The following is a 20,094-nucleotide window of genomic DNA, read 5'->3' on the forward strand; positions in this document are numbered from 1 at the left end:
CCGCCCGCCGGCGCGGGCGGCGGGGTTCAGGCGATGCGTTCGCTGGCGCGCCGGAAGGCGTCGATGAGCGGCTGCAGGCGCGCGCCGCGCGTCTTGAGCGCGGCCTGGTTGACGATCAGGCGCGAGGAGATCGGCATGACGTCCTCGACCGCCGCCAGGCCGTTGGCGCGCAGCGTGCCGCCGGTCGAGACCAGGTCGACGATGGCGTCGGCCAGGCCGACCAGCGGGGCCAGCTCCATCGAGCCATACAGCTTGATGATGTCGACGTGCACGCCCTTGGCGGCGAAGTGCTCGCGCGCCGACTGCACGTACTTGGTGGCCACGCGCAGGCGCGCGCCCTGGTGCACGGCCGCCTGGTAGTCGAAGTCCTGGCGCACCGCCACGCACAGGCGGCATTTGGCGATGTTCAGGTCGATGGGCTGGTACAGGCGCCCCGATTGCTGGGCGGCGTGCTCGATCAGCACGTCCTTGCCGGCGATGCCCAGGTCGGCCGCCCCATACTGCACGTACGTAGGCACGTCGGAGGCACGCACGATGATCAGGCGCAGGCCCGGGTCGCTGGTCGGCAGGATCAGCTTGCGCGAGCTTTCCGGGTTCTCGGGGACCTCGATGCCGGCTTCGGCCAGCAGCGGCATGGTTTCTTCGAAGATGCGGCCCTTGGACAGGGCCAGCGTCAGGGGGGCGGCGGCGGGGCTCATGCCGTTTCCTTGCCAGTTACGCGTTGAATGCTCGCGCCCAGGGCGCGCAGTTTGACTTCCATCCGATCGTAACCGCGATCGAGATGGTAGATGCGGTCGACCAGGGTCTCGCCCTCGGCGGCCAGGCCGGCGATCACCAGGCTGGCCGAGGCGCGCAGGTCGGTGGCCATGACGGTGGCGCCGGACAGCCGGGCGACCCCGCGCACGACGGCGGTATGGCCGTCGATGTCGATGTCGGCGCCCAGGCGGCACAGCTCCTGCACATGCATGTAGCGGTTCTCGAAGATGTTCTCGACGATGACGGCGGTGCCGTCGGCGACCGTGTCCAGCGCCATCAGCTGGGCCTGCATGTCGGTGGCGAAACCGGGATACTCGTGCGTGCGCGCGCCGACGGCGCGGGGGCGGCCGTGCATGGCGCCGCGGATCCAGTCCGGCCCGGTTTCGATGGTCAGGCCGGCCTCGACCAGCTTGTCCAGCGTGGCGCCCATGGTGTCGGGCGCGGCGCCGCGCAGCGTGATGTCGCCGCCTGCCGCGCCTACCGCGCACAGGAAGGTGCCGGCCTCGATGCGGTCGGCAATGACGTCGTGGCGCGCGCCGTGCAGCCGCGCGACGCCATCGACGACGATGCGGTCGGTGCCGTGGCCCTGGATGCGCGCGCCCATCTTGATGAGCAGCTCGGCCAGGTCGACCACTTCGGGTTCGCGCGCGGCATTTTCCAGCACGGTCTGGCCTTCGGCCAGCACCGCCGCCATCAGCAGGTTCTCGGTGCCGGTGACGGTGACCATGTCGGTGCGGATCGAGGCGCCCTTCAGGCGCGTGGCGCGCGCCACCACGAAGCCGTGCTCGATCTCGATCTCGGCGCCCAGCGCCGCCAGCCCCTTGATGTGCTGGTCGACCGGCCGCTGGCCGATCGCGCAGCCGCCCGGCAGGCTGACGCGGGCCTGGCCGAAGCGGGCCAGCAGCGGGCCCAGCACCAGGATCGAGGCGCGCATGGTCTTGACCAGCTCGTACGGCGCTTCCAGGTTGTCGACCTGGTCGGCCTGCAGGGTGACGGTGCCGTCGCCGGCGCGTTCGGCGCGCACGCCCATGCGGCCCAGCAGGCGCAGCGTGGTCGAGGTGTCGTTCAGTTGCGGCACATTGCCCAGCACGAGCGGCTCGGCGGTGAGCAGGCTGGCGCACAGGATGGGCAGGGCCGCGTTCTTGGCGCCCGAGACGGTGACTTCCCCACGCAGGGGCGAGCCGCCGGTGATGCGCAGTTTGTCCATCAGCTTCCTGCCTTGGCGTACTCGGCGGGGGTCAGCGTGCGCATCGACAGCGCATGGATCTCCGCCTTCATGCGATCGCCCAGCGCGGCGTAGACCAGCTGGTGGCGCGCGATCAGGCGCTTGCCCTCGAAGGCGGCGCTGACGATCACCGCGTCGAAGTGCGAGCCGTCGCCCTGCACGTCGAGGTGTTCGCACGGGAGTCCGTCGGCAATGTACTGGCGGACCTGCTCGGGGGTGGGAAGCATGGACATCAGTTCCTGAGTTTGTAGCCGCTGCCCAGCAGGCGCAGCGCGTAGAGCGACAACACGACGAAGACGCCGGCCACGACCGCCAGGCTATGCCATGGCGACACATCGGACACCGAGAAGAAGCCGTAACGGAAGCCGTCGATCGTGTAGAAAATGGGGTTCCAGTGCGACACCGCCTGCCAGAACGGCGGCAGGGTGTGAATGGAATAGAACACGCCGGACAGGAAGGTGGCGGGCATGATCAGGAAGTTCTGAAAGGCGGCGAGCTGGTCGAATTTCTCGGACCACAGCCCGGCGATCAGGCCCAGCACGCCCATGATGCCGCAGGCCAGCATCGCGAACAGCAGCACCCAGGCCAGGTTCTGCGGCGGCAGCGGGATGAAGAACAGCGCCACGATCCACACGCACAGCCCGACCGCCATGCCGCGAACCACCGCCGCCAGCACGTAGGCGGCGAAAATCTCGCGGTGAGACAGCGGCGGCAGCAGCATGAACACCAGGTTGCCGGTGACGCGGCTCTGGATCAGCGACGAGGACGGGTTGGCGAAGGCGTTCTGCAGCATGCTCATCATCATGAGGCCGGGGATCAGGAACGCGGTGTACGGCACGCTGCCATAGACCACCAGGCGTCCTTCCAGCACATGGGCGAACACCAGCAGGTACAGCAAGGCGGTAATGACCGGCGCGGCGATGGTCTGGAAGCTGACTTTCCAGAAACGCAGCAGCTCCTTGCGCAGCAGGGTCGGAAAGCCCGAGCCGGCGTCCAGGCGCGGCTGTACCAGGGGGCGGCTGGCGGCGGAGGTATCGGACTGGCTCACGATGCGGCCTCTTCCGGGTTCAGGGCGCGCGGCTCGGCCGGGTCGTCCTGGTGCATGATGCGCACGAACGCGTCTTCGAGATCCACGCCGCCGACCCGCGCCAGCAGCGCCTGCGTGGTGTCCAGGGCGACGATGCGTCCCCCTTTGAGCATGGCGATGCGCGTACAGAGCGCTTCGGCCTCTTCGAGGTAGTGCGTGGTCAGCATGATGGTGTGGCCGGCCTTGTTCAGGCGCGAAATGAACTCCCACAGGGTGCGGCGCAGGTCCACGTCCACGCCGGCGGTCGGCTCGTCCAGCACGATGACCGGGGGGCGGTGCACCAGGGCCTGCGCCACCAGCACGCGGCGCTTCATGCCGCCCGACAGCGCGCGCATGTTGGTATCGGCCTTGTCGGCCAGGCCCAGGTTGAACAGGATTTCGTCGATCCAGTCGTCGTTGCGGCGCAGGCCGAAATAGCCGGACTGGATACGCAGCGTCTCGCGCACGGTGAAGAACGGGTCGTAGACCAGCTCCTGCGGCACCACGCCCAGGGCCCGGCGGGCGGTCTTGTAGTCGGCCACGACGTCGTAGCCGCACACGCTGGCGCGGCCGGTGGTGGCGTGCGCCAGGCCGGCCAGGATCGAGATCAGGGTGGTCTTGCCGGCGCCGTTGGGGCCGAGCAGGCCGAAGAACTCGCCGTGCTCGATCTGCAGGCTGACATCGTTGAGCGCCTGGAAGCCCGGGGCGGCCGGCTGGCCGAAAAGCTGCTTCCAGCCGCGCCGGCGCGGCTGGTAGATTTTTGAGACGTGTTCGAGGCTGACGGCTGACATAAAGCGGGAAGTGCCCGGAAAAAAGAGCGAATTCCCCATTATAGAGGGGGCCTCGCCGTTGCCGGGCAATGTCCCCGGCCAGCCGGGGTTTTGCCGTCGCGGCCTTACTGGTTGCGCTGGTTCAGCGCCTGGATCAGGCCGTCGATCCCGTTCTGGTTGATCTGCTGGGCGAACTGGTTGCGATAGTTCTCGATCAGCCAGATGCCCTCGACGTTCATGTCGTAGATGCGCCAGCCCTGCGGCGTCTTCTCGAGGCGGTAGTCGACCTGTACCGGCTGGCTGTTGCTCTGGCTGATCAGCGAACGGACCACGACGTCGTCGGCGTTGGGGTCGCCGCGAAACGGCAGCAGCTTGATGGTGGTGCCGTTGTCGACCTTGGTGAGCGCGCCGCTGTAGGTCCGCACCAGGGTGCCGCGAAACGCCTTGGCCAGCTCGGCCTTCTGGGTGTCGGTCGCCTGGCGCCAGTAGCGGCCGGCCGCCAGGCGGGTGGTTTTCTGGAAATTCACGAACGGCAGGATATGCGCGTCGACGACCTGGTTGATGTGCGCCAGGTTGCCGGCCTTGACGTTCTGGTCGCTCTTGAGGATGTCGATGGTCTGGGTGGCCGCGTCGAGCACGAACTTGTCGGGCGGGCCCATGGGGTCGGGCGCGGCCTGGGCGCCGGCGGCCAGGGCCAGGGCGCCGGCGAGGAACAGTCGATGCAGCAGCGAAACGATGGAAAAACGCATGAAATCTCCTTGCGAATCGGGCGGTGGCCGGCCTTACTGCGGCTGGGCGGCCGGCTGGGCGGCCGGCGCGGCGGGGGCCGCGTCGTCATCGCCCTCGTCTTCATAGGTGGGCAGCGTGTCGTCGCCCGTCTTGGTGCCGCGCACCATGGCGGCGCGGCGCTGCAGGTAGGCGTCGCGCACGAAGCTGTAGGGATCCAGCGCCACGCGGTCCACGGTGTCGGTGGTATCGAGCAGGCTGGCGCGCAGGTCGACGGCCTCCAGGCCCCACAGCGAGTTGCGCAGCGGCACGTTGTCGATCGCGCCGATGGTCGCGCCCTGGTTGCCGGTCCAGTCGCCGATCAGGCCGACGCCGTCGCGCAGACTGCTGGCGCCCCAGATCGGCAGCACCAGGTACGGTCCCTGGCCGAAGCCCCAGACGCCCAGCGTCACGCCGAAGTCGTTGGGGATCTTGCGCGCCCCGGTGGTCGACGCGACGTCGAAGCAGCCGCCGATCCCCATGGTGGTATTGAACAGGAAGCGGCCGATCGTGTTGACGAAATCGTGCCCGCGGCCTTGCAGGAAGCTGTTGGTGGCCGACCACAGGTCGCCCACGTTGCTGAACATATTGTGCACGCAGCTGCGCACCGGCTGCGGGGTGACGAAGGTATAGGCCTGGGCCACCGGCTTGAACAGCGCGCGGTCGACCGTGTCGTTGAACTTGTAGACGCCCCGGTTGAAGCCTTCCCAGGGATCGCGCGGATCGGGGTTCTTGGGCGCTGCGCAGCCGGCCAGCAGGACGCCTGCGGCGGCGATGGTGGCGATTCGAGCGGCAGAGTGCTTCGTCATGGCAAGGTCAACCTGTGGGGGCAACGCAACGGTGCCCGTTGTTGTTCTGGGCGCGGCGCCGGCTGCGATAGGCCGGCGCCCGCGGGTCTGTGTCAGCGATTATTGCTGAGGTTTGGGTTCCGCGCCCGTTTCCGGCGCTGCGCTGGAGCCCTGTTTCTCGGCGGTACCGTACAGGAACTGGCTGATCAGTTGTTCCAATACCACGGCGCTCTGGGTATAGCGGATCTTGCCGCCCTCGGCGAAATCCTCTTCCTCGCCGCCCGGCGCCAGGCCGACATATTGCTCGCCCAGCAGGCCCGAGGTCAGGATGGCGGCCGACGAATCGGTGGGGAATCGGTAGGCGGTTTCCAGGTCAAAGGTTACAACAGCCTGGAAGGTTTTGTCGTCGAAGGCAATCCTGGAAACCCGTCCGACCACCACGCCGGCGCTCTTGACCGGCGCGCGCACCTTCAGCCCGCCGATGTTGTCGAAATTGGCAGTCAGCTGATAGGTGGGCGCGAAGGAGAAGGTGCTGAGGTTGCCCGCGCGCAGCGCCAGGAACAGCAAGGCGGCCGCGCCCAGCAGCACGAAAAGCCCTACCCAGAAATCGGTTTTTTCTCGTGACATGATGAATCCGTATCAATTGCCAAACATCAGGGCGGTGAGGATGAAGTCCAGTCCAAGGACGGCCAGCGAGCCGACCACCACCGTGCGGGTGGTGGCGCGGCCCACGCCTTCGGGCGTCGGCCGGGCCTGCCAGCCTTCGTAAAGCGCCACCAGGGTGACGGTCACGCCGAACACGAGGCTCTTGATCACGCCGTTGAGCACGTCGTCCAGCACATCCACGCCATTTTGCATCTGCGACCAGAAGGCGCCGGCGTCCACGCCTATCATCAGCACCCCGACGATCCAGCCGCCCAGGATGCCGACCATGGAAAACACCGCCGCCAGCACCGGCATGGCGATGATGCCGCCCCAGAAGCGCGGCACCAGCACGCGGCGCATCGGGTCCACGGCCATGACTTCCATGGCCGAGAGTTGCTCGCCGGCCTTCATGAGGCCGATTTCGGCCGTCAGCGAGGTGCCGGCGCGGCCGGCGAACAGCAGCGCCGTGACCACCGGCCCCAGCTCGCGGACCAGCGACAGCGCCACCAGCAGGCCCAGCGCCTCTTCGGAACCGTAGCGGTTGAGGGTGTAGTAGCCCTGCAGGCCCAGCACGAAGCCCACGAACAGGCCCGAGACCGCGATGATCAGCAGCGAATAGTTGCCGATGAAGTGAACCTGCTGCGACACCAGGCCGGGGCGGCGCACGGCGATGCCGCTGCGCGCCAGCAGCGCGCCCAGGAACCGCGTGAAATAGCCGATGCCGCCGATCTGGCCGCGCACCCAGCCGCCCAGGCCGCTCAGCGCCTTGTGCGCGCTCATGGCTTGCGTCCTTCTTGTTGTGCGAGCCAGGCACGGAAGGCCGGCGTTTCCGGATACTGGAACGCCACCGGCCCGTCCGGCTCGCCGTTCAGGAATTGTTTGACGTAGGGGTCTTGCGAGGCCGCGAGCTGCTGCGGCGTGCCGGCCGCGGCCAGCCGGCCCTGCCCGACCAGGTAGACCTGGTCGGCGATCGCGAAGGATTCCTGCACGTCGTGGGTGATCAGCACGGTGGCGCAGCCGAGGCGGTCGGCCAGGCTGCGGATCAGGCGCGCGGTGATGCCCATGGAAATCGGATCCAGCCCGGCAAACGGCTCGTCGTACAGGATGAGTTCGGGCTCCAGCACCACGGCGCGGGCCAGCGCCACCCGGCGCGCCATGCCGCCGGAGATTTCGGCCACCCGCAGGTGGGCGGCGGTGCGCAGGCCTACCGCGTCCAGCTTGTCGAGCACGCGCGCGGTGAGTTCCGCCTCGTCCAGCGCGGTGTGCTCGCGCAGCGGGAAGGCGACGTTCTCGAAGACGTTGAGGTCGGTGAACAGGGCCCCTTGCTGGAACAGCACGCCCATGCGCTTGCGCAGGGATTGCAGGCCGTCCTGGCTGACGCTGCCGACATCGGTGCCGAAGGCCTGGACCGAGCCGCGCTGGGCGACGATCTGGCCGGTGGCCGCGCGCAGCAGCGTCGTCTTGCCGGACCCGGAGCCGCCCATCACCGCCACGACCTGCCCGGCGTGCACCTGCATGGAGATGCCGTCCAGCACCGTGAAGTCGCCATAACCGAGCGCCACGTCTTCCAGGGACAGGGCGAGTTCCGAGCTATTGCGGGTATGAACGGGCATAGGCAGCGGTAAAAGGTTGGGGGCCGCCCACGGGCGGCCCGCGCCGGGCGAAACGGCCATTGTATCGCGAGCGCAATGGTCGCCGGCCGTTGGTGCGCAAATGGGAAAGTGAAGTCCGCCTATGGGTCAATATAATCAGGGACGCATCCATCCTTCATTGCAGCGAGATATTGCCCGCCTTGATGACCTTGGCCCATTTTTCCGTCTCGGACTTGATGAAAGCGCCAAATTCTTCAGGCGTTCCTCCGCCTGCCTGACTGCCGGTATCGGCAATTGCCTTCACCACCTCGGGATCTTTCAGGATCTTATTGAACTCGGCGTTCAAGCGGGCAATGATGGGAGCCGGCGTGCCGGCCGGTGCGACGATGCCCTGCCAGTTGTAGGACTCGAAGCCCGGCAGCCCGGATTCGGCCATGGTGGGCACATCCGGCAGGACGTCCAGCCGCTTGAGCGAGGTGACCGCGATGGGATGGACTTTCTTGCTCTGGATGGACGGCAGCGCCGAATAGCCCATTTCGAACATCATGGTGATGTGGCCGCCCATCAGGTCGGTGGCCGCCAGGCTGCCGCCCTTATAGGGGACATGGACGATATCGATGCCGGCCTGCTCGCGGAACATCTCGCCGGACAGATGGTGCGCGCCGCCTACGCCGGACGAGCCGAAGGTCAGCTTGCCCGGTTCCTGCCGGGCCAGCGCGATCAGGTCCTGCAGGTTCTTGACCGGCAGCGTGTTGTGCACGCTGAGCACCAGCGGGCTGTTCTCGATCAGCACGACCGGGGCCAGGTCTTTCTGCGCATCGTAGGGGATGGCGGGCATGAGCGTGGGGTTGACCGCCATCGGCGCCAGGTTCCCGGTGCCGATGGTGTAACCGTCGGGAGCGGCCTTGGCGACCAGGTTGGTGCCGATGACGCCGCCGGCGCCGGCCTTGTTCTCGACCACGATGCTCTGCTGCAGCGATTCGCCCAGCTTGCGGGCCAGCAGGCGCACGCGCGTGTCGGCGAATCCGCCCGGGGCGTACGGCACGATCAGGGTGATGGGCTTGGACGGCCAGCTGTCGGCCTGGGCGCGGGCCGGGCCGGCGGCGGCCAGCGTGGCGGCGGCGAGCAGCGCCGCGGCGAGGGGGCGGAAGGATTTCATGCGCGGGCTCCTCGTTGGTCTCATGGTCGCGTGAATCCCGCATTATGCCTTGCGCCCCTGCCGGCCCGGGGGGCGGGCGCCTCAGAAGCGGTAGCCCACCGCCACGGTGGCGACCCACGGATCGATGCGGGCGGTGCCGATGCGCTGGCCGTCCAGTTTGACCTTGGACGAAATGTCGATGTAGCGCAGGTCCGCGTTGAGGAACCAGCGCTCGTTCAGCTTGACGTCCACCCCCAGCTGTCCCGCCAGGCCCCAGGAATCGCCCAGCCTGAGGTCCGAGCCCTCCAGCGCGCCGTGGGTCTTGGTGTCGAAGAAGGTGGTGTAGTTCAGGCCGACGCCGACATACGGCTGCACCGTGCTGTCCGGCAGGAAGTGCCATTGCACGCTGAGCGTGGGCGGCAGTTGCTTGGTGCTGGCGATGCGGCCCAGGCCGCTGCCGCGGATATCGTGTTCGAAAGGCCAGGCCGCCAGCAGTTCGATGCCGATGTTGCGGGTGGCCATGTAGGTGACGGTGAACGACGGCCGGACACTATTGTTGGCGTCGAGGTCCACCGACCCGTTCAGGACGCTGCCGTTGTTCGATTTGGGGCGGACCTGCGAGGCGCCGACCTTGAGCAGCCAGTCGCCGGCCTCGTGGGCCCGGGCCGGCGCGGCCAGCAGGCCGGCGGCGAGCAGCGCGGCGCCAAGGGTGGCGCGGCCCTGCCGGTAAAGCGTGTACATGCACGATCTCCATCTGCGTTGAGTGTGTGGAAATCGTGACAGTTCGGCCGCGCCGGCAGCTTGACCCAGGTCAAGCGGGCCGGACCGCGCGCACGGGTTGTTTGCGGTACGTCAAGGGATCGGACTACCTGTCCGCGCATGGTGACCGGCGTCTGCGCGTGTGCCTGTCCCCGCTGGGACAGGCACACTGCCGTACGTACTAAGACGGTATCCGTCCCCGCGGGGACAGGCACTCTTGCCGCAGGTGCCGCTCCCACGCGGGACAGGCACCACGCCGGGACAGGCTCCCGTTCAACGCGGCAGCTCGGATGCGCCCATCAGGTACTCGTCGACCGAGCGCGCGCACTGGCGCCCTTCGCGTATGGCCCAGACGACCAGCGACTGGCCGCGCCGCATGTCGCCGGCGGCGAACACCTTGTCGACATTGGTTCGGTAATCGTCGGTGTTGGCGCGCACGTTGCCACGCGCGTCGCGGTCCACGCCGAACGCGTCGAGCACCGTGGCCACCGGCGAGACAAAGCCCATGGCCAGCAGGACGAGGTCGGCCGGGATTTCGAATTCCGAGTCTTCGACCTCGCGCATCTTCATCTGGCCGGTGGCTTCGTCCTTGAACCACTCGACGCGCACGCCGACCAGCTTCTCGACCTGGCCGTCGCTGCCGGCCAACGCCTTGGTGGCCACCGACCAGTCGCGCTCGCAGCCTTCATCGTGCGAGGACGAGGTGCGCAGCTTGAGCGGCCAGTACGGCCAGACCATGGGCTTGTCCTCGCATTCGGGCGGCTGGGGCAGCAGTTCGAATTGCGTGACCGAGGCCGCGCCGTGGCGGTTGCTGGTTCCGACGCAGTCCGACCCGGTGTCGCCGCCGCCGATCACGACCACGTGCTTGTCCTTGGCCAGCGTCTGGCCGCTCAGGCGATCGCCGGCGACGGCCTTGTTCTGCTGGCGCAGGAAGTCCATGGCGTAGTACACGCCGGACAGCTCGCGGCCCGGCACCGGCAGGTCGCGCGGGGTTTCCGAGCCGCCGGTCATGACGACGGCGTCGAAGTCCGCCAGCAGCGACTGCGGCGTACGCACCGTCAGCCCATCGGCGGCGGCGTCATCCGGGTTGCCGATGTAGGTCGAGGGAGCGAATTCCACGCCCTCGGCTTCCATCTGCGCGATGCGGCGGTCGATCTGCGACTTCTCCAGCTTGAAGTCGGGAATGCCGTAACGCAGCAGCCCGCCGATGCGATCGCTTTTCTCGAACAGGGTGACCGAATGGCCGGCGCGCGCCAGCTGCTGCGAGCAGGCCAGCCCGGCGGGGCCCGAGCCCACCACGGCAACCTTCTTGCCGGTCTTGCGCACCGGTACCTGCGGCGTCACCCAGCCCTCGGCCCAGCCCTTGTCGATGATGGCGTGCTCGATCGACTTGATGCCGACGGCGTCGCTGTTGATGTTCAGCGTACAGGCGGCCTCGCACGGCGCGGGGCAGATGCGGCCGGTGAATTCGGGGAAGTTGTTGGTCGAGTGCAGGACGTCCAGCGCGCGGCGCCAGTCCTGCCGGTAGACCAGGTCGTTCCAGTCGGGGATGATGTTGTTGACCGGACAGCCGTTGCTGCAGAACGGGATGCCGCAGTCCATGCAGCGCGCCGCCTGTTGCTTGGCCTGTTCGTCGTTCAGGTGCAGGACGAACTCGCGCCAGTGCTTGAGGCGCTTCTGCGGGGCCTCGGCGGCCTCCTGCAGGCGCTGGAATTCCATAAAGCCAGTGATCTTTCCCATGCTAATCCTCACGCAGCCATTTGTTGCGGGTTGGCTGCACGCCACAATTCACCCAATGCGCGGCGATACTCCGTCGGCATGACCTTGACGAACTTGCCGCGCGACGCTTCCCAGTCGCCCAGGATCTCGCGGGCGCGGAAGCTGCCCGTATAGCGGAAGTGGTCTTCGACCAGGCGGCGCAGAATGGTTTCGTCGGTACTGCGCTCGCCGCCGCGCTGCGCGCTGTGCCACGATTCGATCTCGTTGGCCGATTGCTGCTCGGCGTGCGGCAGCACCGGCTCGAGTTCGACCATGGCGCTGTTGCAGCGCTCGCGGAAGGTACGGTCCGGATCCCAGACATACGCCACGCCGCCCGACATGCCGGCGGCGAAGTTGCGGCCGGTGGTGCCCAGCACCACGACGGTGCCGCCCGTCATGTATTCGCAGCCGTGGTCGCCGGTGCCTTCGACCACCGTGGCCGCGCCCGAATTGCGCACCGCGAAGCGCTCGCCGGCCACGCCGTTGAAGAAGGCTTCGCCCGACAGCGCGCCGTACAACACGGTGTTGCCGGCGATGATGTGGTCCGGGCCGAAGCCGCGGAAGTCGTTGGGCGAGCGCACTACGATGCGGCCGCCCGACAGGCCCTTGCCCACGTAGTCGTTGGCTTCGCCCACCAGGTCCATCGTGATGCCGTGCGCCAGGAACGCGCCGAAGCTCTGGCCGGCGGTGCCGTTGCACTGGATGTGGATGGTGTCGTCGGGCAGGCCGTCGTGACCGTAGCGCGCGGCCACCGCGCCGGACAGCATGGCGCCGATGGTGCGGTTGCGGTTGCGCACCGGCACGATGAACGAGACTTTCTCGCCGCGCTCGAGCGCGGGCTTGCTGCGCTCGATCAGCTGGTGGTCCAGCGCGCCCGCCAGGCCGTGGTCCTGCTCTTCGGTCTGGCGCACGTCGGCGTCCGAGACGATCCGATGGAACACGCGCGAGAAATCCAGGCCTTGCGCTTTCCAGTGCTCGACGCTGGCGCGCATGTCCAGCAGGTCGGTGCGGCCGATCAGGTCGTCGAACCTGCGGATGCCCAGCTGGGCCATGATTTCGCGCACTTCCTCGGCGACGAAGAAGAAGTAGTTCACCACGTGCTCGGGCTTGCCCTGGAACTTCTTGCGCAGTTCCGGATCCTGCGTGGCCACGCCCACCGGGCAGGTGTTCAGGTGGCACTTGCGCATCATGATGCAGCCTTCGACCACCAGCGGGGCGGTCGCGAAGCCGAATTCGTCGGCGCCCAGCAGCGCGCCGATGATCACGTCGCGGCCGGTCTTCATCTGGCCGTCGGCCTGCACGCGGATGCGCGACCGCAGGCGGTTGAGCACCAGCGTCTGCTGCGTTTCGGCCAGGCCCAGCTCCCAGGGCGTGCCGGCGTGCTTGATGGACGAGACCGGCGAGGCGCCGGTGCCGCCGTCATGGCCGGCGATGACGACGTGGTCGGCCTTGGCCTTGGCCACGCCGGCGGCCACCGTGCCCACGCCCACTTCCGAGACCAGCTTGACCGAGACCGAGGCCCGGGCATTGACGTTCTTCAGGTCGTGGATGAGCTGGGCCAGGTCCTCGATCGAGTAGATATCGTGGTGCGGCGGCGGCGAGATCAGGCCCACGCCGGGCACCGAGTAGCGCAGCTTGGCGATGTACTCGGAGACCTTGTGGCCCGGCAGCTGGCCGCCTTCGCCGGGCTTGGCGCCCTGGGCCATCTTGATCTGGATCTGGTCGGCGCTGGACAGGTACTCGGCGCTGACGCCGAAGCGGCCCGAGGCCACCTGCTTGATGCGCGAACGCAGCGAGTCGCCGGCGCGCAGGGCCACGTCGGCCTCGACGCGGTCGTTGCCCAGCACCGAGGCGAGCGTGTCGCCGTCCTTGATGGCGCTGCCGCCCGAGCGCATCTCGGCGCGGTAGCGCAGTTCGTCCTCGCCGCCCTCGCCGGTGTTGGACTTGCCGCCGATGCGGTTCATGGCCACGGCCAGCACCGAGTGGGCCTCGGTCGAGATCGAGCCCAGCGACATCGCGCCGGTGGCAAAGCGGCGCACGATTTCCTTGGCCGGCTCGACGTCGTCCAGCGGGATGGCGCGGGTTGGGTCGAAACGGAATTCGAACAGGCCGCGCAGCGTCATGTGGCGACGGCTCTGGTCGTTGATGATCTGCGCGTATTCCTTGTAGGTGCGGTAGTTGTTCGAGCGCGACGCGTGCTGCAGCTTGGCGATGGAGTCGGGCGTCCACATGTGCTCTTCGCCGCGGATGCGGAAGGCGTACTCGCCGCCCGCATCCAGATCGTTGGCCAGCACCGGGTCGTTGCCGAACGCGGCGTGATGCATGCGCAGCGCTTCCTCGGCCACCTGGAAGATGCCGATGCCTTCGATGTTGGAGGCGGTGCCGGTGAAGTACTTGTCCACCAGCGCGCGCTGCAGGCCCACCGCTTCGAAGATCTGCGCGCCGCAGTACGACATGTAGGTGGAGATGCCCATCTTGGACATCACCTTGTTCAGGCCCTTGCCGATGGCCTTGATGTAGTTCTTGATCGCCTTGTCGGGGTCGGCCAGGTGGCCCAGCGACTCCAGCGCCAGGTACGGGTGGATGGCTTCGGCGCCGTACCCGCCCAGCAGCGCGAAATGGTGAACTTCGCGCGCCGAGCCGGTCTCCACCACCAGGCCGGCGTTGGTGCGCAGGCCGGCGCGGATCAGGTGCTGGTGCACCGCCGAGGTCGCCAGCAGCGCCGGGATGGCCACGCGGTCGGCGTCGACCAGGCGGTCGGACACGATCAGGATGTTGTAGCCGCTTTGCACCGCGTCGACGGCGCGCGCGCACAGCGCCGCCACGCGCGCCTCGATGCCTTCCGAGCCCCAGGCGGCCGGATAGGTGATGTCCAGCTCATAGCTGCGGAATTTCTTGCCGGTGACCTGGTCGATGTCGCGGATCTGCGCCATGGCGGCGAAATCCAGCACGGGCTGCGTCACTTCCAGGCGCAGCGGCGGGTTGACGTTGTTGATGTCGAGCAGGTTGGGCTTGGGGCCGATGAACGAGACCAGCGACATGACCATCTGCTCGCGGATCGGGTCGATCGGCGGGTTGGTCACTTGCGCGAACAGTTGGCGGAAGTAGTTGTAGAACGGCTTGGAGCGGTTCGACAGCACGGCCAGCGGGGCATCGTTGCCCATCGAGCCGATCACTTCCTCGCCGCTGGCGGCCATGGGTTCGAGGATGAACTTGAAATCCTCCTGGGTCCAGCCGAACGCCTGCTGGCGGTCGAGCAGCGGCACGGCCGTCTGGGTGGCCGGCGAAGCGGTCCTGGGCGCGGGCAGCGATTCCAGCTTGACCTGCAGGCGTTCTATCCATTGGCGGTACGGGCGGCTGTTGGCCAGCTGCAGCTTGATCTCGCCGTCGTCGATGATGCGGCCCTGCTCCAGGTCGATCAGGAACATCTTGCCCGGTTGCAGGCGCCATTTCTTGACGATGCGGTTTTCCGGGATCGACAGCGTGCCCGCCTCGGACGCCATGATGACCATGTCGTCGTCGGTGATCAGGTAGCGCGCCGGACGCAGGCCGTTGCGGTCCAGCGTGGCGCCGATCTGGCGGCCGTCGGTGAAGGCGACCGCGGCCGGCCCGTCCCAGGGCTCCATCATGGCGGCGTGGTACTCGTAGAAGGCGCGCCGGCTTTCGTCCATCTGCGTGTGCTGCTCCCAGGCTTCCGGGATCATCATCATCATGGCGTGCGCCAGGGAATAGCCGGAGTTCACCAGCAGTTCGAGGCAGTTGTCGAACGTGGCGGTATCGGACTGGCCTTCGTAGACGATGGGGTACAGCTTCTTCAGGTCGTCGCCCAGCACCGCGGACTGCATCATGCCCTCGCGGGCCCGCAGCCAGTTGAAGTTGCCCTTGACCGTGTTGATTTCGCCGTTGTGGGCGATCATGCGGTACGGGTGGGCCAGCGGCCAGGCGGGGAACGTGTTGGTCGAGAAGCGCTGGTGCACCAGCGCCAGCGCCGACACCGTGCGCGGATCGGCCAGGTCGCGATAGTAGCGGCCGACCTGGTCGGCCAGCAGCAGGCCCTTGTAGACCACGGTGCGCACCGAGGCCGAGGGCACGAAGTATTCCTTGCCGTGCGCCAGGCGCATGTTCTGGATGGCGTGGCTGGCGGTCTTGCGGATCACGTACAGCTTGCGTTCCAGCGCGTCGGGCACCATCACGTCGGCGCCGCGGCCGATGAACAGCTGGCGGATGACCGGTTCGAGGCCGCGCACCGCGGGCGACATCGGCATTTCGACGTCCACCGGTACGTCGCGCCAGCCCAGCACGATCTGGCCTTCGGCGCGGACCGAGCGCTCCAGCTCCTGTTCACAGGCCAGGCGCGAGGCGGTTTCCTTGGGCAGGAACACCATTGCCACGCCGTATTCGCCCGGCGGCGGCAGGACGATGCCTTGCTGGGCCAGTTCGTCGCGGTACAGCGCGTCGGGAATCTGGATCAGGATGCCGGCGCCGTCGCCCATCAGCTTGTCGGCGCCCACGGCGCCGCGGTGATCCAGGTTTTCCAGGATCTTCAGGCCTTGCTGGATGATGGAGTGGCTCTTGCGGCCCTTGATATGGGCCACGAAGCCGACGCCACAGGCGTCGTGCTCGTTGTGCGGGTGATACAGGCCCTGGGGGGCGGGCAGGCCGATACGGCTTGCGTCGATGGGGGTCGCCGCGACCGGGCGACAGGAATCGGAAGACTTGGTATAGGGCATAACGCGCTCCGCAGTTGCCTGCGTCGAGAATGTTGCAGTGCAAAGGGACAATACTGCGCAGGATGTGCGCATGCAAGCCAAAAATATGGGGTATGACCCTAATTTAATACATTGTTTCTCATAGATGGAATTATTGGGGACATATAATTGCAATGGCCGATCGCGGCGCCGGCCGGCCCGGATGCCCAGGAAAGCGCGGCCTTGCCTCCCGGTTGCGGCCGTTCAGCCTTTATGCGTCCCCTATTGTTTCTGCGCCACGGAGCCGGCCCGGCGGGCGCAGCAAAATGCCCACGCGGCACAGGGGCCGGGTGGGCAGCATGCAACGCCCCAACCGAGGCGGCGCTTCAGTTCGAGGTATTCGGCGTGGTCGGTGTGTGGACCGTACCGGGGGTATCGGGGGTGTCGGCCGCGGCCGGCGCGGGCTTTTTGCGAGGCCGGCCGCGCTGGCCGGGGGCCACGCGGCGGCTGGCGGTGTGGGCCAGGCTGGCGATGAATGCCGGGCTGCCCAGCGCCCATTGGCCCGATACCGCCTGCTCGATGCGTTGCGTCTGTTCGCGCGACAGGCCGTCGTGCAGCAGGCGGCGGTAATTGGCCTGGCGGTCGAACGGCGTATTGCCGCAGGCCCAGTAATCGGCGTGATCCGATTGCCATTGCGCCGGGGGCGCGCCGGTGTTGCCGGTGTGGCTGCCGGCCGACGACCAGGGCCAGCCGTCCGGCTCCGTGGCGGCGCCGCTGCGCACCGGGTAGGTTTCCAGCCAGACTTGCGATGGCAGCACCCAGGCGCCCGGCTCGAGCAGCGCGGAGCGGTAGCGGCCGGCAAACACCCGGCCGCCGCGCAGGCGCGCGGCCAGATTGCGGCCCAGCGTCTGCATCAGGCGCGGCAGGCCTTCCTCGTCGGCCGGCGTGGCCAGCAGCAGGATCCGGTCATTGGCCAGCACCCATGCGTGCACGCCGACCCGATGGCGCTGGGCCGACTCGCCCAGCCAGCTTCCCAGCTGGTTGAGGATGTCTTGCGGCGCCGGCTGCGAGGGCGGCGCCAGCGGCTGGACGAAATTGGCCTGCACCAATTGGGGCAGCCCGGGGGCGTACAAGCGGGGCAGACGGGCCATAAGCTGGGGGCTTCGCGCTAACGGGTTGGATGGAGTGCCACGGTTATATAAATAGTGCCGCTATCGCCTTCGGTCAAGCCTGTATGGGAAGCCAGTGGACAGATCAGGCTAGATTCACGCAGGTTAACATCCGAAGTCAAGGATCAATACCCGCAGGTTTCCCTAGGACATCAGGAGCAATATATGAAGACGAAAGCCGCTATCGCCTGGAAAGCTGGTGCCCCGTTGACGGTCGAAGACGTCGACCTCGAGGGCCCCAAGGCCGGAGAGGTCCTGGTGGAGATAAAGGCCACCGGCATCTGTCACACCGATTATTACACTTTGTCAGGTGCTGATCCGGAGGGAATTTTCCCGGCGATCCTGGGCCACGAGGGCGCGGGCGTGGTCATGGACGTGGGGCCGGGCGTGACCACGCTGAAAAAAGGCGACCATGTCATTCCGCTCTACACGCCCGAGTGCCGCCAGTGCAAATTCTGCCTGTCGCGCAAGACCAACCTGTGCCAGGCCATCCGCACCACCCAGGGCAAGGGCCTGATGCCGGACGGCACCTCGCGCTTCTCGATCGACGGCAAGCCCCTGTTCCATTACATGGGCACGTCCACCTTCGCCAACCACATCGTGGTGCCCGAGATCGCGCTGGCCAAGGTGCGCCCCGACGCTCCGTTCGACAAGATCTGCTATATCGGCTGCGGCGTCACCACCGGTATCGGCGCCGTGGTGTTCACCGCAAAGGTGGAGGCCGGCGCCAATGTGGTGGTGTTCGGGCTGGGCGGCATCGGCCTGAACGTCATCCAGGGCGCGAAGATGGTGGGCGCCGACAAGATCATCGGCGTGGACCTCAATCCGGCGCGCGAAGCCATGGCGCGCAAGTTCGGCATGACCCATTTCGTCAACCCGAGCGAAGTCGAGAACGTGGTCGACCACATCATCCAGATGACCGACGGCGGCGCGGACTATTCGTTCGAGTGCATCGGCAACACCAAGGTCATGCGCCAGGCGCTGGAGTGCTGCCACAAGGGCTGGGGCCAGTCCGTCATCATCGGCGTGGCCGAGGCCGGGGCGGAAATCAGCACCCGTCCGTTCCAGCTGGTGACCGGCCGCGAGTGGAAAGGCTCGGCGTTCGGCGGCGCGCGCGGCCGCACCGACGTGCCCAAGATCGTCGACTGGTACATGGAAGGCAAGATCAACATCGATGACCTGATCACGCACACCCTGCCCCTGGACCGCATCAACGAAGGCTTCGACCTGATGAAGCGCGGCGAGTCCATCCGCTCCGTCGTGGTGTACTGACATGGCGGTCCTGGAACTCGTATCGCAGCATCGCTGCTTCGATGGCTGGCAACGCTACTATCGCCATGCCTCGAAGGAGATCGGCCTGCCCATGCGCTTTTCGGTCTTCGTGCCGCCCCAGGCCGCGCGCGGCCCGGTGCCGGTGCTGTTCTACCTGGCCGGGCTGACCTGCACCGAGGAAACCTTCATGATCAAGGCCGGCGCGCAGCGCCTGGCCGCCCAGCACGGCGTGATGCTGGTGGCGCCGGACACCAGCCCGCGCGGCGCCGGCTTCCCGGGCGAGGACGAGCACTGGGACTTCGGCGTCGGCGCGGGGTTCTACCTCGATGCCACCGCCGAGCCGTGGCGCAGCCACTACCGGATGTACAGCTACGTGGTCGACGAGCTGCATGGCATCGTCACCGGCGAGCTGCCGGGCGACGCGGGACGGGTGGGCATCTTCGGCCACTCCATGGGCGGCCATGGCGCCCTGGTGCTGGCCCTGCGCAATCCGGACAAGTTCCGCTCGGTCTCGGCCTTCGCGCCGGTCGTCGCGCCTGCCCAGGTGCCGTGGGGCCACAAGGCCTTCGAACGCTACCTGGGCCCCGACCGCCAGGCCTGGGAGGCCTATGACGCCAGCGCATTGATGCGCACGCTGCGCCAGCCCTATCCGGAAGGCATCCTGGTCGACCAGGGCCTGGCCGATGGTTTCCTGGTCGAGCAGCTGCGTCCCGAGCTGTTCGAGGCGGCGTGCCGCCACGCCGGCCAGCCGCTGACGCTGCGCCGGCACGAGGGCTACGACCACGGCTATTACTTCATTTCGACCTTCATCGAGGATCACATCCGGTTTCACGTCGAGCGGCTGGGGTAACAGGCCGGGCCCGGGCCGCTTTATATACTGGGCGGCCCGGATGCCCGCGCAAGGACCCCAGTGATCGACGCTCTTGCTCCTTTTGCCTGGATCGGCCTGGCGGCGCTGATCGTGCTGCTGCCGGGCCTGGCCATGTTGTTCGGACGCGGCGGCCCGCGCGACGAGGCCGGCCGCCGCGTGTTCCGGCTGCGGCCGGTGCGCCGGCTGTTCGGCCTGCTGCTGCTGGCCCTGGCCGGCGTTTCGGGCCTGCTGGCCCTGTCGCTGGTGCAGTTTGTCCGCCTGACCGACGACAAGCCGGTGGCCGAGGTCATGGTGCGCCAGCAGGGCGATGGCCAGTTCCAGCTGGCCACGCGCACCCCCGACCAGCGGATGCGCGACTACACCCTGTACGGCGACCAATGGCAGATCGATGCCAAGGTGGTGCGCTGGCGGCTGCCGGCGCTGCTGGCGGGCGTCCCGCCGCTGTACCGGCTGGAGCGCCTGTCGGGGCGCTACCAGGACACGGCGCGCGAACGCTCGGCGCCCCGCTCGGTGCATGCCCTGGACGACTGGCCGGCGCCGGACCTGGCCCAGGTCAAGCGGCTGGTGCCCAACTGGCTGCCGTTCGTGGATGTCCAGTTTGGCAGCGCAGCATATATGCCCATGTTCGACGGCGCGCGCTACCAGGTGTACCTGGACCCGCGCGGCGCGCTGTTCATCCGGCCGGCGGACGCGGCCACGGCCGAGCGCCTGAAGCAATTGGGCTGGTAAATAAGGGACGCATAGAAAAATATCCTGCGTACTGGGAAATTCCGGAACTTTGGCGCGGCGCAGCAGTCGTATTAGCACTCGATTGCGTGGAGTGCTAACATCG

18 protein-coding genes are annotated in these 20,094 nt (G+C 67.5%); 3 read left to right on the forward strand and 15 right to left on the reverse strand.

The window, feature by feature from the left end:
- Positions 1–26: 26 nt before the first annotated feature.
- The 15 genes from hisG to EL288_RS00770 form a co-directional block, all read right to left on the reverse strand.
- On the reverse strand, positions 27–698 hold the full coding sequence (gene hisG / locus EL288_RS00700; protein WP_003815789.1) for an ATP phosphoribosyltransferase: 672 nt from the start codon (positions 696–698) through the stop codon (positions 27–29).
- Complete coding sequence (murA, locus tag EL288_RS00705; RefSeq protein ID WP_010927222.1) at positions 695–1,963, reverse strand: UDP-N-acetylglucosamine 1-carboxyvinyltransferase; 1,269 nt, start codon at positions 1,961–1,963, stop codon at positions 695–697. Before murA ends, hisG begins: the two co-directional genes overlap by 4 nt.
- Positions 1,963–2,208: a BolA family protein gene (locus EL288_RS00710; protein WP_023853613.1), complete on the reverse strand. Its 246-nt coding sequence runs from the start codon at positions 2,206–2,208 to the stop codon at positions 1,963–1,965. Before EL288_RS00710 ends, murA begins: the two co-directional genes overlap by 1 nt.
- A gap of 5 nt (positions 2,209–2,213) precedes the next feature.
- Positions 2,214–3,029, reverse strand: a complete 816-nt coding sequence (locus EL288_RS00715) for an ABC transporter permease (protein ID WP_003815783.1) — start codon at positions 3,027–3,029, stop codon at positions 2,214–2,216.
- Positions 3,026–3,838 (reverse strand): ABC transporter ATP-binding protein, encoded by an 813-nt coding sequence (locus tag EL288_RS00720; protein WP_033446832.1) that lies wholly within the window; start codon positions 3,836–3,838, stop codon positions 3,026–3,028. Before EL288_RS00720 ends, EL288_RS00715 begins: the two co-directional genes overlap by 4 nt.
- A gap of 104 nt (positions 3,839–3,942) precedes the next feature.
- Positions 3,943–4,566: an MlaC/ttg2D family ABC transporter substrate-binding protein gene (locus EL288_RS00725; protein ID WP_003815780.1), complete on the reverse strand. Its 624-nt coding sequence runs from the start codon at positions 4,564–4,566 to the stop codon at positions 3,943–3,945.
- 33 nt (positions 4,567–4,599) lie between these two features.
- Complete coding sequence (locus tag EL288_RS00730; protein ID WP_010931638.1) at positions 4,600–5,391, reverse strand: MlaA family lipoprotein; 792 nt, start codon at positions 5,389–5,391, stop codon at positions 4,600–4,602.
- A 99-nt stretch (positions 5,392–5,490) separates the two neighbouring features.
- Complete coding sequence (mlaD, locus tag EL288_RS00735; protein WP_003815777.1) at positions 5,491–5,997, reverse strand: outer membrane lipid asymmetry maintenance protein MlaD; 507 nt, start codon at positions 5,995–5,997, stop codon at positions 5,491–5,493.
- 12 nt (positions 5,998–6,009) lie between these two features.
- Positions 6,010–6,795 carry a lipid asymmetry maintenance ABC transporter permease subunit MlaE gene (mlaE, locus tag EL288_RS00740; protein ID WP_003815775.1) on the reverse strand — a complete coding sequence of 262 codons (786 nt, stop codon included), beginning with the start codon at positions 6,793–6,795 and terminating at the stop codon, positions 6,010–6,012.
- A complete protein-coding gene (locus tag EL288_RS00745) occupies positions 6,792–7,628 on the reverse strand; it encodes an ABC transporter ATP-binding protein (protein ID WP_010931636.1) in 837 nt (278 codons plus the stop codon). Before EL288_RS00745 ends, mlaE begins: the two co-directional genes overlap by 4 nt.
- Before the next feature lie 154 nt (positions 7,629–7,782).
- The gene (locus EL288_RS00750) at positions 7,783–8,766 is read right to left on the reverse strand and encodes a Bug family tripartite tricarboxylate transporter substrate binding protein (RefSeq protein WP_003815771.1); all 984 of its coding nucleotides are present in this window, start codon (positions 8,764–8,766) and stop codon (positions 7,783–7,785) included.
- An 81-nt stretch (positions 8,767–8,847) separates the two neighbouring features.
- Positions 8,848–9,486, reverse strand: a complete 639-nt coding sequence (locus EL288_RS00755) for an OmpW/AlkL family protein (protein WP_003815769.1) — start codon at positions 9,484–9,486, stop codon at positions 8,848–8,850.
- 291 nt (positions 9,487–9,777) lie between these two features.
- Positions 9,778–11,244 (reverse strand): glutamate synthase subunit beta, encoded by a 1,467-nt coding sequence (locus EL288_RS00760; RefSeq protein ID WP_033448901.1) that lies wholly within the window; start codon positions 11,242–11,244, stop codon positions 9,778–9,780.
- Between the two features lie 8 nt (positions 11,245–11,252).
- On the reverse strand, positions 11,253–15,992 hold the full coding sequence (locus EL288_RS00765; RefSeq protein ID WP_003815765.1) for a glutamate synthase-related protein: 4,740 nt from the start codon (positions 15,990–15,992) through the stop codon (positions 11,253–11,255).
- A gap of 344 nt (positions 15,993–16,336) precedes the next feature.
- Positions 16,337–17,101: a hypothetical protein gene (locus tag EL288_RS00770; protein WP_003815763.1), complete on the reverse strand. Its 765-nt coding sequence runs from the start codon at positions 17,099–17,101 to the stop codon at positions 16,337–16,339.
- A 183-nt stretch (positions 17,102–17,284) separates the two neighbouring features.
- Here EL288_RS00770 and EL288_RS00775 point away from each other — a divergent pair, with 183 nt between their 5' ends.
- The 3 genes from EL288_RS00775 to EL288_RS00785 are packed head-to-tail and all read left to right on the forward strand — an operon-like array spanning position 17,285 to position 19,991.
- Positions 17,285–18,391, forward strand: a complete 1,107-nt coding sequence (locus tag EL288_RS00775; protein WP_003815761.1) for an S-(hydroxymethyl)glutathione dehydrogenase/class III alcohol dehydrogenase — start codon at positions 17,285–17,287, stop codon at positions 18,389–18,391.
- A gap of 1 nt (position 18,392) precedes the next feature.
- Complete coding sequence (fghA, locus tag EL288_RS00780) at positions 18,393–19,241, forward strand: S-formylglutathione hydrolase (RefSeq protein WP_003815759.1); 849 nt, start codon at positions 18,393–18,395, stop codon at positions 19,239–19,241.
- 60 nt (positions 19,242–19,301) lie between these two features.
- Positions 19,302–19,991, forward strand: coding sequence for a hypothetical protein (locus tag EL288_RS00785; protein ID WP_010927218.1), 690 nt, complete (start codon positions 19,302–19,304; stop codon positions 19,989–19,991).
- Positions 19,992–20,094 lie beyond the last annotated feature (103 nt).

This window comes from Bordetella bronchiseptica (assembly GCF_900636925.1).
In the GTDB taxonomy this organism is placed as follows: Bacteria; Pseudomonadota; Gammaproteobacteria; order Burkholderiales; family Burkholderiaceae_B; genus Bordetella; species Bordetella pertussis.